At 74.3% G+C, this 15,893-nt stretch carries 6 protein-coding genes; 1 reads left to right on the top strand and 5 read right to left on the bottom strand.

Translation table 11 applies throughout. The features are described 5' to 3' along the window. Positions 1–49 precede the first annotated feature (49 nt). A complete protein-coding gene (gene ku / locus ACZ69Q_RS21460; RefSeq protein WP_471044098.1) occupies positions 50–1,087 on the top strand; it encodes a non-homologous end joining protein Ku in 1,038 nt (345 codons plus the stop codon). A 46-nt stretch (positions 1,088–1,133) separates the two neighbouring features. On the opposite strand, the gene ACZ69Q_RS21455 is transcribed toward ku, so the two are convergent. The 5 genes from ACZ69Q_RS21455 to ACZ69Q_RS21435 are packed head-to-tail and all read right to left on the bottom strand — an operon-like array spanning position 1,134 to position 15,867. Next, complete coding sequence (locus tag ACZ69Q_RS21455) at positions 1,134–1,886, bottom strand: thioesterase II family protein (RefSeq protein ID WP_471044096.1); 753 nt, start codon at positions 1,884–1,886, stop codon at positions 1,134–1,136. Beyond that, positions 1,883–3,961, bottom strand: coding sequence for a beta-ketoacyl synthase N-terminal-like domain-containing protein (locus ACZ69Q_RS21450; RefSeq protein ID WP_471044094.1), 2,079 nt, complete (start codon positions 3,959–3,961; stop codon positions 1,883–1,885). The genes ACZ69Q_RS21455 and ACZ69Q_RS21450 overlap by 4 nt, the downstream gene beginning before the upstream one ends. Beyond that, on the bottom strand, positions 3,958–7,287 hold the full coding sequence (locus tag ACZ69Q_RS21445; protein WP_471044092.1) for a non-ribosomal peptide synthetase: 3,330 nt from the start codon (positions 7,285–7,287) through the stop codon (positions 3,958–3,960). The genes ACZ69Q_RS21450 and ACZ69Q_RS21445 overlap by 4 nt, the downstream gene beginning before the upstream one ends. Then, positions 7,277–11,149: a non-ribosomal peptide synthetase gene (locus ACZ69Q_RS21440; protein WP_471044089.1), complete on the bottom strand. Its 3,873-nt coding sequence runs from the start codon at positions 11,147–11,149 to the stop codon at positions 7,277–7,279. The genes ACZ69Q_RS21445 and ACZ69Q_RS21440 overlap by 11 nt, the downstream gene beginning before the upstream one ends. Beyond that, the gene (locus ACZ69Q_RS21435; RefSeq protein ID WP_471044087.1) at positions 11,149–15,867 is read right to left on the bottom strand and encodes an amino acid adenylation domain-containing protein; all 4,719 of its coding nucleotides are present in this window, start codon (positions 15,865–15,867) and stop codon (positions 11,149–11,151) included. Before ACZ69Q_RS21435 ends, ACZ69Q_RS21440 begins: the two co-directional genes overlap by 1 nt. Between the last annotated feature and the right edge of the window lie 26 nt (positions 15,868–15,893).

The following is a 15,893-nucleotide window of genomic DNA, read 5'->3' as shown; positions in this document are numbered from 1 at the left end:
GATGAGAATCACATGAAACCGGCCTGAACCGCCTCGAAAGGTTCCGCACGTGCGATCCATATGGAACGGCGCCATCTCCTTCGGTCTGGTCAGCATCCCGATCAAGGTGGTGAACGCGACCGAGAGCCACTCGATCTCCTTCCGCCAGATCCACACCGAGGACGGCGGCCGGATCCGGTACCGCAAGTTCTGCGAACTGGAGGACCGCGAGGTCAGCCAGGCCGAGATCGGCAAGGGGTACGAGGACGCGGACGGCTCGATCATCCCCATCACCGACGAGGACCTGGTCCAGTTGCCCATCCCGACCGCGAAGACGATCGAGATCGTGGCCTTCGTCCCGGGCGATCGGATCGACCCGCTCCAGATGGACGCGGCGTACTACCTCGCCGCGAGCGGCGCCCCGGCCGCCAAGCCGTACACCCTGCTGCGCGAGGCGCTCAAGCGCAGCAACAAGGTCGCCATCGCCAAGTTCGCACTGCGCGGCCGGGAGCGGCTGGGCATGCTCCGGGTCGTCGGCGACGCCATCGCCATGCACGGCCTGCTGTGGCCCGACGAGGTCCGCGCGCCCGAGGGCGTCGCACCCGATGCCGACGTCACCGTCCGGGACAAGGAACTCGATCTCGCGGACGCCCTGATGGACACCCTCGGCGAGGTCGACCTCGACGATCTGCACGACGAGTACCGCGAGGCCGTCGAGGAGGTCATCGCCGCGAAGGCGGCCGGCGAGGCCCTGCCGTCCGCCCCCGAGCCCGCCACCGGCGGCAAGGTTCTCGACCTGATGGCGGCCCTGGAGAGCAGCGTCCGCGCCGCCAAGGAGTCGCGCGGCGAGGAGCCCGAGGAGGCGGCCGAGGTCAGACGCCTGCCCCAGCGCAAGTCGGCCCGAGCGGCCCCGAAGCAGACGGCGGGCAAGAAGTCGACGTCCGCCGCCAAGAAGACGGCCGCGAAGAAGACGACGGCCTCGGCCAAGAAGTCGACGTCGAAGTCGGCCGCCCGGTCCACGAAGAAGACGGCGGCGAAGAGCACGGCCAAGAGCACCGCGAAGAAGACGGCGGCGAAGAAGACGACGTCACGCAAGCGCACGGCGTGAGAGCGAGAAGCGTCCTCCGTCCGCTCCCCGCACCCCGTGCCGTCCGTCACAGGAGCTGTGCGGTGATGAACCCGACCAACTCCTCCTGCCGCGGGGTGAGATAGAAGTGGGCGCCCTCGAAGACCCGGACGTCCAGCCCCCGGGTCGTGACGTCCGACCAGGCCGAGAGGTCCTCCGGCGGGCACGCGGGATCACGGTCGCCCCCGCAGGCCGTGACGGGAACTCCCAGTCGGTGCAGGCTCGTCGGGCGGTACGCCGCGAGGAGCCCGAAGTCCGCGCGCAGGGACGGCATGATCACGCTCTGCAGCACGGGGTGCTCGTAGAGCGCGGCGCTCTCGGGATCCAGCCTGCGGACGTGGTTCAGGATGTCGGCGTCGGTCGGCACCGGCCGCGGCGCCAGTTCCTGCGCGAGGCGCGGCCTGCTCCGGCCCGACACGATCAGCCGGGTGAGGGTGCGGCCGGGGATGCCCTCCAGCCGGCGGGCCACCTCGTACGCCACCGACGAGCCCATGCTGTGGCCGAACAGCGCCAGCGGCAGGTCGTCCTCCAGCTCCTCGGTCAAGGCCGCCGTGATCGCGTCCGCCAGCTCTTCCATGGTGGCCGGGCACGGTTCGGACAGACGGTCCTGGCGGCCCGGGTACTGCACCGACAGGACCTCGATCTGCGGTGGTGTCAGCGTGCCCCAACTGTGGAAGGCGCCCGCCGCGCCGCCCGCGTGCGGAAAGCACACCAGCCGGATCCTCGCGGCGGGCGAGGTCACGCCCCGCAGCCAGCGGGTGTGGATGCCGGGGGCGGTCACGACTCTGCCTCGAACTCCGCCAGCAGGGCGTCCAGGGCGCCGTCCGCCTCGCCGCCCTGCTTGATCTCCACGATGCGGATCGTCATGTCCTTCAGGGTGATCGGTTCGAGGAAGAGCTGGATCGGTACGTCGATGCCCAGCTCGTCGCGGAGCCGCCCGGCCAGATGCACGGCCGTCAGCGAGTCGCCGCCCGCCTCGAAGTACGACTTCTCCAGGCCCGCGCGGCCGTCGAGATCCAGCGCCTCGATCACCAACCCCGCGACCTCGGCCTCCAGTTCGCTCTTCGGCTCCGGCGCCGCGCTCTCGGACTGCGGCTGCGGCGCCGGGCCGCGCAGCGTCAGCGCGCCATGGCTCTCGCCCGCGAACGGATACGCCGGGAGCCGTACCCGGCGCACCTCGCCGTCGGGCTCCGGCCAGGTCACCTCCTCGCCCCTCAGCCACGCCTCGCCCAACGGGTCCCGCGCCGGCTCCGGGTGGCCCTCGGCCAGCGCCGTGAGCCTGTCCGACGCCTCCTGCGCGCCGGAGGCGACCACGTAGGCGCGCACGGGCATCCCGACCCGGCCCGTGCGCAGGGTGTGGGCCACGTCGGCCAGGGACGGGGCATCCGCCTCGCGCAGCCGTGCCGCCAACCGGGCGGCGACGACGGCGAGCTGGGGCTCGGTGCGGGCCGACAGGGGCAGCACCGTCGGGCGTGCGGCGGCATCCGCGCGCGGCCCGCGTTCCGGCGCCTCCTGCACCACCACGTGCACGTTCGTGCCGCCGATACCGACCGAGGTCACGCCGGCCAGCCGGGGCAGGTCCGGCCTGTCCGGCCACTCCCGGGTCTCGGTCACCAGCCGCAGCGGCGAGTCCCGGAGCGCGGCGAGCGGGCTCGTGACGTCCACCGTCGGGGCCAGCGTCGCGTGCTCCAGCATCAGGATCGTCTTGATCAGCGCCGCCGCACCGGCCGCCGCGTCCGCGTGCCCGATGTTCGACTTCACCGAGCCGAGACCGATACCGCCACCGATACCGGCCCCGCCGTCGACGCCCGTGCGGTCACCGTCGCCCGCTCCGGCCGCGAACGCCGCGCTCGCCGCCTCCAGTTCGATCCGGTCGCCCAGTTCGGTCCCGGTCCCGTGCGCCTCCACGTACTGCGCCGCCGACGGCTCCAGCCCCGCCGCCGCCCACGCCTCCGTGATCGCGGCCGTCTGCTGGTCCACCCCCGGAGCGGTGAAGCCGACCTTGCCGGCGCCGTCGTTGGTGACGGCCGTGCCCCGGATCACCGCGCGCACCGGGTCGCCGTCGGCCAGCGCGTCCTCCAGGCGCCGCAGCACCAGCACGCCCACCCCGCTGCCCGGCACGGTGCCGGCCGCCTTCTCGTCGAAGGGGCGGCAGCGGCCGTCGGGGGAGAAGATCCCGCCCTGGAAGTGGAGGTAGCCCTGCTTGCGCACGCCAGCGATGGCGACGCCGCCCGCGAGCGCGGTGTCGCACTCGCCGAGCAGCAGGGCCTGGACGGCGAGATGGACCGCCGTCAGCGAGGTCGAGCAGGCCGTCTGGACCGTCATGCTCGGCCCGTCCAGGCCCAGCCGGTAGGAGATCCAGGGCGCCAGGAACTCGCGGTCGGTGAGGATACGGACCTGAAGCGCGCCGATCGAAGCGGCGAGCGCCGGGTCCGTGCCGGCGGCCAGGGCGTGTTCCGTCGGGCTGCCGCCCACGTACACGCCGGTGCGGGACGGGGCGTCCAGCGGGGCGTACCCGGCGTCCTCCAGCGCCGACCAGGCGGTCTCCAGGAGCACCCGGTGCTGTGGGTCCAGGGCCGCCGCCTCGGAGCGGTTGAAGCCGAAGAGCTCGGCCTCGAAGCGGTCCGCGTCCGCGAGATGCCCCTGCGCCGGGACGTACGCGGGATTGCCCAGCTCGGCCGGGTCCGCCCCGTCGGCGAGCAGCTCCTTCTCGGTGAACGCGGACAGCGAGCAGACGCCGTCGCGCAGGTTGGCCCAGTAGGCGTCGAGATCGGGGGCGCCGGGGAAGCGTCCGCTCATCCCCACGACGGCCACCGCCGACTCAAGGTCGTGCTGTACGGCTTCCTCGGTCGTCATCGCGTCGTGCCCTTCCTGGAACGGATCTTGTGCAGGGCGGCCCGGCGGTCGCTGCCGCGCCGGGCCGCCTCCTCGTGAGGCGCCCGCTGCCCGGCCGTATCGTCGAGATGGGCCGCCACGGCGGCGACCGTGGGGTGCCGGAACAGGTCGATCAGGGTGAGGTCCCGGTACTCCGGGTGTTCCTGGAGCGCCGCGAGCACGGCCAGCAGCCGTACCGAATTGCCGCCCAGGTCGAAGAAGTTGTCGTGGACACCGACCCGGTCCAGGGTCAGTACCTGCTGCCACACCCGGGCCACCCGCTGCTCGGCCGCGCTGTCCGGCGCGGTGTACGACCCGCTCAGCTCGGGGCGCGAGGAGGGGGGCTCGGGCAGCCGGGACCGGTCGATCTTGCCGGAGCGGTTCAGCGGCAGCTCCGGCAGGCGTACGAAGACCTCCGGGACCATGTACCCCGGCAGCCGCCGGGCGAGCAGGGCCCGCAGGGCCTCGTCCGAGGGGGCCGGGTCCTGCGCGACCACATACGCCACCAGCCGCTGGTCGGCGCCTTCGCCGCGCACCGCCGCCGCGGCCACCGTGACCTCCGGATGGCCCGCCAGCAGGGCCTCGATCTCACCGAGTTCGATCCGGTAGCCGCGCAGCTTCACCTGCGAGTCCCCCCGGCCCAGATAGTGCAGGACGCCCCGCGCGTCGATCCGGCACAGGTCGCCGGTGCGGTACATACGGCTGCCGGGCGGGCCGTACGGGTTCGCGACGAAGCGCTCGGCGGTCATGCCGGGCTGGCCGATGTAGCCGCGGGCCAGGGTGGCGCCGGCGACGTAGAGCTCGCCGGTCACGCCGACCGGGACCGGGCGCAGACGGCGGTCCAGGACGTAGGCGCGGGAGCCGGGGACCGGGTGGCCGATCACCACGGGCTCGCCCGGCCGTAGATCGGCCGTGGTCGAGTACACCGTGGCCTCACTGGGGCCGTACGCGTTGACGATCCGGCGGCCCTCCTCGCCGAGCCGCTCGACCAGCTCGGCCGGGCACGCCTCGCCGCCCACCGCCAGGGTGCGCAGCTCGGGCAGCGCGCCCGGGGTGCGGGGGAGCGTCATCGCGGCGGACGGCGGCAGGAAGACGTAGGTGATGCGGGAGTCCCGCAGCCGTGCCTGAAGCGCCTCGCCGAGCCGCTCGTCCTCCTGCGCGATGTGCAGCTCGGCGCCCGCGACCCAGGGGAAGAACAGGTCGGACACGGCCACGTCGAAGCCGAACGACACGAACTGCAGGACACGGTCCGTCTCGGTCACCGGGAACACCGGACGGACGTTCACCGCGAGGTTGAGCAGTGCGCGGTGTTCCACTGCCACGCCCTTGGGGACGCCGGTGGAGCCGGAGGTGTAGAGCACGTACGCGAGGTCGCCGGGGGTGCACTCCACCGGGGCGAGCGCGGGTGGCGCCGACTCCGCTTCCCGGTCCACCCGCAGTTCCGGTACGCCGGTCCCCGCCAGGCCCGTGGTCTGGGCAGCGGTCAGCAGCAGTGACGTGCCCGAGTTGCCGACCATGTAGGCAAGGCGGGCGGGTGGGTGCGCCGGGTCCAGCGGTACGTACGCGCCGCCCGCGCGCAGGACCGCGAGGGCGGCGATGCCCATGTCGGCGCCGCGGGGCAGCAGCAGGCCGACGCGGTCTCCTCGGCTTACGCCGTGTGCCTGGAGGCGTGCCGCGAGGCGGTCTGCCCGTGTGAGGAGATCGGCGTAGGTCAGGTGCAGGTCGCCGCAGATCAGCGCGGTGGCCTCCGGCCGGGTGGTGGCCTGATGTGCGACGAGGGTTGGGACCAGGTGCGCCTTGGGGAGTGCCGCGTTCGGTTGACTGGCGGCTGCGGGATCGTCGTGGCTTGTCGCGCCCCGCGGCGGAGCCGCATATTGACACAGCCCCGCGCCCCTGAAGGGCGTTGCAGTGACCGGTGTGAGAAGCCGGACCCTTTCGTCCGGCGGGAGTATGTCGATCGTCGACAGCGGGGCATCCGGGTGTCCCAGGAGCCCCTCCAGCAACGTTTCGAAGCAGCGCACCCAGCGCCGTACCGTCTCCGCCTCGAACAGTGCGCTGCGGAAGATCAGGTACGCGGCGAGGTCCTCGCCCCAGCGCTCCACCTGGAGGTGGAAGTCGAACTTCGCGGTGTCCAGGCCGACATGGACCCGCTCCACCTCGGCGCCGGCCAGCCGCAGGGTCAGTTCGGTGTCGTCGTCGTAGCCGAAGACGACCTGCACGACCGGGTCGTGGCTGATCTCGCGGGCCGGGGCGACCTCGTCGACGACCGCTTCGAAGGGGGCGTCCTGGTACGGCTGGGAGTCCAGCAGCGCGGTGCGCAGACGGTCGATCAGGTCGTGGTACGACGGGTCGCCGGACAGGTCGACGCGCAGCGCCAGGGTGTTGGTCAGCATGCCGACCATGTCCTGGAGCTCGGGGCGGTCCCGGCCGGAGACGGGGAAGCCGATCACCAGGTCCTCGGAGCCCGAGAGCCGGCTCACGAAAGCGGCGTACGCGGCGAACACCGCCATGAACGGGGTGCCGCCGCGCGTTCGTGCCGTCTCGGCGATCCGCTCCCGCACCCGGGCCGGCAGCGTGAACCGCTCGGTGCCGCCCGCCGCCGTACGCACCGCACCGCGCGGCCGGTCCAGCGGCAGCGCGACCGTCTCCGGGGCACCCCGCAGTCGCCCGGCCCAGTGGGCCACCGAGCCGGCGTACTCGCCCGCCGCCTGCCGCTCGCGCTGCCAGGCGGCGAAGTCCGGGAACTGGAGGGCGAGTTCGGGCGGGCTGTGGGGCAGGCCCTTGGTCTCGTTCTCGTACCCGGCCGACAGCTCGCGCAGCAGCACGCCCAGCGACCAGCCGTCGCAGACCAGGTGGTGGGCGACGAGCAGCACGCGGTGACTGCCGTCGGCCACGCCGTACAGCGTGCAGCGCAGCAGCGGGCCGGTCGCCACGTCGAAGGGACGGGCCGCCTCCGCGCGCATCCGCGCGTCCACCCCGGCCGCGGGCACGTCGCGCTCCACGCGCGGCTCGACCCGGCCGGCCGCCGACACGATCTGGAGCGGACTTCCGTCGGGGCCGGTGCGGAAGACCGTGCGCAGCGACTCGTGCCGGGCGACGAGCGCGTCGAGCGCCCGCCCGAAGGCCGCCGCGTCGAACGGCCCGCGCACGACGAAGGCGGCCGGCACGTGATAGGTCGCGGCGCCCGGATCCATGTGGTCCAGGACGAGCAGCCGGGCCTGCGCGTCCGAGGTCGGGAACTCGTACTCCTCGTGCTCCCTGAGGGCCTCGTCGTGCTCCCCGACCGTTCCTGTGTCGTCAGCGGCCATCTGCCTGTGCTCCATCCCCCGTGCGGTCCCCTGCCGGTTCTGCGTGGTCTGCCAGTACGTTCTCCACGGCCGCGGCGATCTCGCCGACCGGCCCCGGTGTGAGCACATCGCTGTGCTCACAGTCCAGTTCGTGTACCTCCACCGCGGCCGCGCAGGCCCGCCACGCCGCGCTCTTCTCCCCGGTCGTCGCCTCCGCGGCGCGGGCGGCCGAGAAGAGGGTGACCCTGCCGTCGTACGGCGAGGGCCGCCAGGCGCGGGCCATCTCGATGTACCGCTCCATGGCGCCGGCCAGCGCGCCGACCCGCTCCCGGTCGAGGCCGGCGAGCAGCGCGCTGTGCGCGTGGACGCGGGCGATCACCTCGGCCCGGTCCAGCGGCCCCGGCCCGGCCGGGACCCCGGGCAGCGCGTTGCGCAGCAGGTTGGCCAGCGCCGCCTGCTCCACCGCCGCCGCCTCCAGCGGCACCCGCGCCACCTCGGGCGGCTTCGGCATCGCGTCCACGACGGCGACGAGCGCGACCTCCTCGCCCGCCGCGCGCAGCCGCACCGCCAGCTCATGCGCGAACGGCCCGCCGAAGGAGCGCCCGAGCAGCAGATACGGCCCGTGCGGGCGCACCGCCCGGACGATCGGCAGACAGCTCTCCGCCAACTCGCCCAGCGTCCGCGGCAGTCGCCCGCCGTGCAGCACCGGCGTCTGCAGCGCGTACACCGGCCGCCCGGGGGCGAGGTGCGGCAGCAGCGCGGCGTATGCCCAGCCGAGCCCGAACCCCGGGTGCAGACAGAACAGCGGGGGCAGGTCGCCCTCGCGACGCAGCGTCAGCAGCGGGGCGTACGCGTCATCCTCCGTACGCCCTGCGGTCAGGCGGGCGGCGAGCGCGGCCGGCGTCGGCGCCTCGAACAGCGTGGCGGGGGACACCCGGGTCCCGAGCTCCGCGTGGATGCTCGCGGTCAGCCGCAGGGCGAGCAGCGAGTGGCCGCCGTGCGCGAAGAAGTCGCCGTCGGGACCGATCGCGTCGACCCCGAGCGCCTGCGCGAACAGCGCGCACAGCCGCTGCTCACGTCCCGGCCGCGCGATCCGGCCCGGCCCCGGTCGCGCCCGCTCCGGCTCGGGTTCGGGCAGTGCGGCCCGGTCGACCTTGCCGTGCGCGGTCAGCGGTACGGCGTCCAGGCGCGCCCACGCCGACGGCACCAGATGCGCGGGCAGCGTGCGCGCCGCGTGCGTGCGTACGAGGTCCAGGTCGCCGCCCACGACATACGCCACCAGCCGCTTGCCGCCGCCGGGTCCCGGTCGCGCGGCGACCACGGCCCGCTCCACGCCGGGGCAGCCGGCCAGGGCGGCCTCCACCTCGCCGGGTTCGATCCGGAAGCCGCGCACCTTGACCTGGTCGTCACCGCGGCCCACGAACTCCAGCTCGCCGCCGGGAAGCCGGCGCACCAGATCGCCCGTGCGGTACATCCGGGTACCGGGCGGCCCGTACGGGTCGGCGACGAACCGCTCAGCGGTCTGTCCCGGACGGTTCAGATAGCCGAGGGCGAGCCCGCTGCCGGCGACGTACAGCTCGCCCACCGCACCCGTCGGCACCGGGCGCAGCATGCGGTCGAGGACGTGGGCGCGGGAGTTGTCGAGCGGCCGGCCGATGGGCACGGACGCGCCGATGTCCCCCGTCACCGGGTGGGCCGTGGCGAACACGGTCGTCTCGGTGGGTCCGTAGCCGTTGACCACCCGCGTGCCGGGGCAGCGCTCACGCACCCGGGCGACCGCCTCGGGCGCGAGCACGTCCCCGCCCGCCCACACCTCGCGCACGCCGCCGAACACCTCGGGCGCGATCTCCGCGACGGTGCGCAGCAGTTCGGCGGTCAGCCACAGCGCGGTGACCCGCCCCTCGGGCAGCAGCCTCTTCAGCAGGTCGGGCGTGACGGGCCCGGGCGGGGCGAGAACGACCGTGCCGCCGTTGAGCAGCGGCACCCAGGTCTCGTAGGTCGAAGCGTCGAAGGTGTGCGGGCTGTGCAGCAGGACGCGTTCGTGCGCGCCGCCCGCGAAACGCCCGTCGGACGCGAGCTCCACCACGGCTCGATGCGGGGTGACGATGCCCTTGGGCTCGCCCGTCGAGCCGGAGGTGTACATCACGTAGGCGGCGGATTCGGGGTGGACGCGGACCGCCGGCGGCGCGGCGAACCGCGTATCCGACGGCGTCAACTTCCTTACAGTCAGCGGCAGTCGTACGCCCTCCTCCGCGACCGCCACCTTCACTCCGGCCGCCTCGGCCAGCGCCGTGAGCCGCCCCGCCGGAGCCTCCGGGTCCAGCGGCAGACAGCACCCGCCCGCCTTCAGCACCGCGAGCTGCGCGACGACCATGGCCACGGACCGGGCCAACGGCAGCGCGACCGTGTCGCCGGACCGCACTCCCGCCTCCCACAGGTGCCCGGCCAAGGCGTCGGACGCCGCGTCCAGACGGCCGTACGTCAGCACTTCGCCGTCGGACTCGACGGCCGGCGCGTCCGGCGTACGGGCCACCTGCGCGGCGAAGCGGCCGGGGATGTCCCTTGCCCCGGACGGTGTACGAGCCGGTCCCTCGGCCAGGGCGAGCAGTCGCCGCCGCTCCTCCCGTGGCAGGACGTCGAGCCGGTCGGCGGGAGTGTCGTGCGCGGACGTCAGCGCCTCGAAGGCGCGCACCAGGCGGGCACCGACCGTGCCGGCCGGGATGCCCCCGCGGCAGCTCACCCGCAGCAGCATCCGCTCCGCTGCGACCACGGCGATCGTCACCGGGTAGTGCGTCGCGTCCCGCGTCTCGACCAGCTCCACCGCGGGAGCGGGGCCTTCGGCACGCGGGAAGTTCTCGAACGCCAGGACCGTGTCGAAGAGTTCGCCCGCCCCGGCCGCCCGCTGCACCTGCGACAGCCGTACGTGGTGATACGGCGCCAGCCGCAACTGCTCGCGCTGCACCCGGGCCAGCAGCTCGTCGACGCCCTCGCCTGCGCGCAGCGCGATGCGCACCGGCAGGGTGTTGATGAACAGCCCCACCATCCGCTCGACGCCGGGCAGATCGTGCGGCCGCCCCGAGACGACCGCGCCGAAGACCAGGTCCTGCGCGCCCGTCGTCCGGGCCAGCACCAGCGCCCACGCGGTCTGCGCCACGGTGTTGACGGTGACGCCCGCGTCCGCCGCGCGCCGGGCGATGGCCGCCGTCAGCTCGGGGGTGAGCTCGACATCAACCGTGTCCTGCGAGGTGTCGGGGCCGTCCGGCGCGAGCGGCACGGGCCGGGGCAGCCCGGTCAGCGCCGCCTGCCAGGCCGCCTCCGCACGGCTGTGGTCCCGGCCCTTCAGCCAGACCAGGTACTGCTTGAAGGGCGCGGCGGGCCCCAGCTCGGCCCCTTCCGCCGTCAGCGCCTCCAGATCCCGCGCCAGGAGCGGCAACGACCAGCCGTCCAGCAGGATGTGATGGAAAGTCAGCAGCAGGTCGCCGCCCTCGTCGTGCCGGACCAGCAGGGCCCGTAGCAGGGGCGGGCGGGCCAGGTCGAAGCGGCGGTCGCGGTCCTCGGCCATGAGCCGGGCCAGCTCCGCCGCCACCTCGTCCGGCGCGTGCCCGGTGCGGTCGAGTTCCGTCCACGGCGGCTTCACGGCGCGCGGGATCACCTGCACGGGCCGCTCGACGTGTTCGTGCCGGAAACACGCCCGCAGGTTCGGGTGCCGCTCCAGCAGTCCCGCCACCCCGGCCCGCAGTGCCTCGCCGGTGACTCCGGGCGCGATCCGGAACCGGGCCTGCACCAGATACGGGTCCGGTCGCTCCGGATCGCGCAGGGCGTGGAAGAGCAGGCCCTCCTGGGCGGGGGAGAGCGGCAGTACGTCCGCGATACGGCCGCCCATCAGTCGTCCCCCTCCTCGTCGAGGTCCTCGAACTCCAGGTCGCCCTCCAGCAGGGCGAGCTGGTCCGACGACAGGTCGACCAGCGGGAAGTCGGAGCTCGTGTGGCCGCCCGAGCCGTCCCGGCGGGCGTGCTCGACCAGCACGTCGATCGCCTCGCACCACAGCCGTGCGAGCGCGAGCACCTCGTCCTCGCCGAGCACCCCGCGCGCGTACGAGAACCCGGCGCTCAGACACGGCCGCCCGGCGCCCCGCTCCAGGACGATCGCGTCGACCTCCACGGCGTGCCCGAGCGGCAGCGCCTGCGCGGCCATGCCGAGCAGCTCGCCGTCGGCCGTGTCGCCGCCGGAGAACCGGCCCAGGTAGTTGAAGCGCAGGTCGGGGACGGGCAGCAGGGCCAGCTTCTGGGCCGTGTCCGGGTTGAGGTGACGCAGCAGCCCCCAGCCCAGACCGCCCGACGGCACCGACCGCAGCCGCTCCTTGACGTGCTTGAGCGCGTCACCGGCCGCGTTCTGCGCGGGCTGCCAGAAGTCCGCGCCGAGCGCGGTGCCCGCGTCCAGGCGGACCGGGTACTGGGTGGTGAACCAGCCGACGGTACGGGAGACGTCGGTCGGCCGGGAGAGCCCCTCACGGCCGTGGCCCTCCAGATGGACCAGCAGACCGCTGCCGGTGCCCCGGTGCCGTACCGCCGCCGCGGCCAGCGCGGTCAGCAGGACCGCGTCCGGGCCGCAGTGGAAGACCCGCGTCACCTCGGACAGCGCCGCCTCGGTGACCTCGGGCGTCAGCTCGACCGTGAGCACCGCACGGCTCGCACCGACACCCCGGCCGCCCGCGATCCGCGCGTCCGGGCCGCCCAGCATCCCTTCCCACCAGGCCGCCTCCACGTCCGCCGGCTCGGGACGCACCGCCTCCTCGGCCAGCAGCCGCGCCCACCGCGCGAAGGACGTGCCACCGGGCTCCGGCAGTTGTTCCCCGGCCAGCGCGGCGGACAGTTCGGGGCCGAGCAGCCGCCACGACACCCCGTCCACCGCGAGATGGTGCACCGTCAGCAACAGCAGCGGACCCGGCCGCTGCGCGCCCGTGTCGAGCCAGGTGGCCCGCAGCATCTCGCCCTGTTCAGGGTCGAGGCGCACCGCGGCCGCCAGCTCGTCGGCCAGGGTCCGCGGATCGGCGCCGGCGGGCACCTCGACGCGCGCCACCGTCACCTCGGGGACGGCCTCACCGATCTCCAGCTCGCCGTCCACCAGCCGCATCCGCAGCGCACCGTGCCGCTCGACCAGCCCGCGTACGGCCGCCTCGACCCGCTCCGGGCCCACGCCCGCCGGCACCGGGAACAGCATCGACTGCGTGAACGCCGAGGCGTCCCCGCCCTGTTCGCGCCACCAGCGCATGACCGGCGTGAGCGGGAAACGCCCGGTGCCGGCATCCTCGCCGAGGCCCGCGGTCTCCCGCGCGGTCAGCGCGAGCGCGGCCGGCGTACGGGCCGTGAAGACGTCACGCGGCGAGATGCCGAGCCCCGCCCCCGCCGCCCGCCCGGCGAGCTGGATCGCCATGATGCTGTCGCCGCCCAGCCGGAAGAAGTCGTCGTCGGCGCCGACCCGTTCGAGGCCAAGCACCTCCTCGAACAGGGCGCACAGGGTGACCTCGCGCACCCCCTCCGGGGCCCGCCCCGCGCCGCCCGGCCGGCTTCCCGGGACGGGCAGCGCCGCCCGGTCCAGCTTGCCGCCCGGCGCCAGCGGCAGCGTGTCCAGCACCACCACGTCGGCCGGCACCATGGCGGCGGGCAACCGCCCGGCGGCGTACGCCAGCAGCGCGTCCGGCACCGGCTCGGGGCCGTCGCCGCCGACGACGTACGCGACCAGCCGTGGCCTGCCCGGCCGGTCCTCCCGTACGACGGCCACCGCCCGCTCGACCGAGGGGTGCCCGGTGAGGACGGCCGCGATCTCGCCCGGCTCGATCCGCTGCCCCCGGATCTTCACCTGGTCGTCGGAGCGGCCCAGGTACTCCAGTTGCCCGTCGTCCCGGCGGCGGACCAGGTCCCCGGTGCGGTACATGCGCGTGCCGGGCGCCCCGTGCGGGTCGGCGACGAACCGCTCGGCGCTCGCCCCCGCCCGGCCCAGATAGCCGTACGCCACCCCCGGCCCCGCCAGATACAGCTCACCACACACCCCCGGCGGCAACAGCCGCAGCCGCTCGTCGAGTACGTACGCGCGCGTGCCCGGCAGCGGGGCGCCGATGGGCGGCGGCGTGCCGTCGCCGGCGAGCGGGCCGGAGACGGTGCCGGCGACGGTGTACTCGGTGGGCCCGTAGGCGTTGTGGAACCGCCGTCCACCGACGGCCCAGCGGGCCACCAGCTCCGGCGGACACGCCTCCGCACCCACGGCCAGCGACCGCAGATCCGGGTACTCCCCGGCGGGCAGGGTCGCCAGCACGGACGGCGGCAGCATCGTGGCGCTGATCCGCAGCCCGGTCAGCACATCGGCCAGCCCCTGCCCGACAAGCGGCCCGCCCGGCGCCACGACCAACGTCCCACCCGAACCGAACGCCATGCACATCTCAGCCACAGAGATATCGAACGCGGGCGACCCGAGTTGCAGGACTCGGGTCTCAGGGGGCAGCGCCATGACGTCCACGAGCCCTTGAGCGAGGGCGGCCAGCCCGGTGTGCGGGACGAGGACGCCCTTGGGACGGCCGGTGGAGCCGGAGGTGTGTATGACGTACGCGGGGCTCGACGCCCCACAGCGGCGCGGGGAACTGCGCGACCAGCCCCCACGGCGCGGCAGACGCTCAACAACATCCCGCGGCAATTCCAGCGAATCGCTCAACGCCAAGGTCGGCACATCCGTATCGACCGGCACCCCCCGCTCACCCACAACCACCAGCACCGGCTTCGCGTCCTCCAGCGCCACCCGGATCCGCTCGGCCGGATAGTCCGGATCCACCGGCAGATAGGCCGCCCCGGCCCGCTGCACCGCCAGCAACGCAGGCACCATCGCCCCGGTACGCCCCAGCGCGAGAGCCACGACCTCCCCCGGCCCCGCGCCGTGCTCGGCGAAAACGGCAGCCAACCGGTCGACCTGGTCCATGAGTTCGGCGTAGGTCAGCGCCGGCGCCCCCGCCTCCAGCGCCCCCGCCTCCAGCGCCCCCGCCTCCAGCGCCGGCGCGTCCGGCGTGCGGGCCGCCTGCCGGGCCACCAGATCGGGCAGGGGCAGCGGCTCGGGAGCGGCCGGGCCGAGCCCGAGCTCCAGCAGCCGCCTCCCGCCCGCCTCGGACAGCAGTCCGACGTCGGCGAGCGGCACCCCGGGATCGGCGGTGAAGCGGCGCAGCAGCTCCAGATAGGCGTCCGTCCAGTGCCGTACGGTGTCCGCGCCGAACAGGGCCGTACGGATCTCGAAGCTGCCGTCCATCGTGCCGTCGTCGGCGTCCCGCACGATGCCCACGAGGTCGTGCTCACCGCCGGTGTGGATCCGCTCGGGCTCGCTGAACTCCCTGAGCGCGGCCACGCTCCGCTGCTGCGTGAGGTGCATGAACACCCACTGGAACAGCGGCGAGCGCCCGGCGCTGCGGTCGGGCGCGACCGCCGAGACGATCCGGCCCACCGGCACGTCCGCGTTGGCCATCAGCTCGGGGAAGTCGGCCGCGAACCGGGCCAGCACATCGGCGAAGGAGTCCCCGGGCCGGAACCGCCAGCGGGTCGGGATGGCGTTCATGACGTACCCGATGACCCGCTCCAGGCCCTTGGCGGCCCGGTTGGCGGTCGGGGTGCCGAGCACCATGTCGTCGGCGCCGGTGAGGCGGTGCGCCAGGACGGCGAAGGCCGCCATCAGGACGACGTAGACGGAGGCGCCGCGCTCACGGGCCAGCGCCCGTACGGCCTGTGCGGTCGGGGCGTCCACGCGGAACGGGATCTGCGCGATCTCCTCGGAGGACCCCGCGCGGGCACCGGGCACGGTCAGCGGCCCCGGCGGGTCGGCGAGGTAGCGGCGCCAGAACGCCAGCCGCGCCTCGAAGACACCGGACGCCGCCAACTCGCCCTGCCAGGACGCGAAGTCGGCGTACTGGATGCGGGGCCGGGTCGGCATCGGCGCGGTACCGGAGCGCAGCGCGCGGTGGGCCGCGGCGAACTCGGCCTGGAGCACGTCGAAGGACCACCAGTCGGCGATGACGTGATGCAGGCTCAGCATCAGCGTCGTCCGCCGGCCGTCGACCGTGACGAAGCGGGCCCGCATCAGCGGTTCGCCCGCCAGGTCGAAGGGGCGGCGCCGGAACGTCTCGAAGGCCCCGGCGATGCCGATACCGGTGCCCCGCAGGTCCTCACGCTCCAGACGGAACCGCTCCTCGGGCGGGAAGGTGACGCTCAGCGCGCCCGGCTCACCGTCGATACGGGCCCGCAGGACGTCGTGGTTCGCGCGCACCAGCGTCAGCGCCGTCTCCAGCAGACCGGGGTCCATCGGGGCGTCGAAGTGGTAGGCACAGCACAGGTTGAGCGCCGGAGTGCCGGGATACAGCGACTCGTACACCCACAGGTCCTCCTGCGCCGGACTGAGCCGCACCGGCCCGTCCCCGTCGCGCGCCGGCACGACCGCCGGGATCAGCCCCATCTGCCCGGACTCCACCAGCCGCCGCATCAGCCGGATCCGCTGCTCACCACTGAGCGCGCTGAACCGCTCGGCCATCGACGCGCCGGCCGCCGCCGACCCCGCCCCCGTAGTCCCCGTCACGCCACGCCCTCCCGGACCCTCGCGAA

The sequence above is a fragment of the Streptomyces sp. NPDC036764 genome, assembly GCF_055609385.1.
This window is presented reverse-complemented; position numbering and strand designations above follow the sequence as displayed.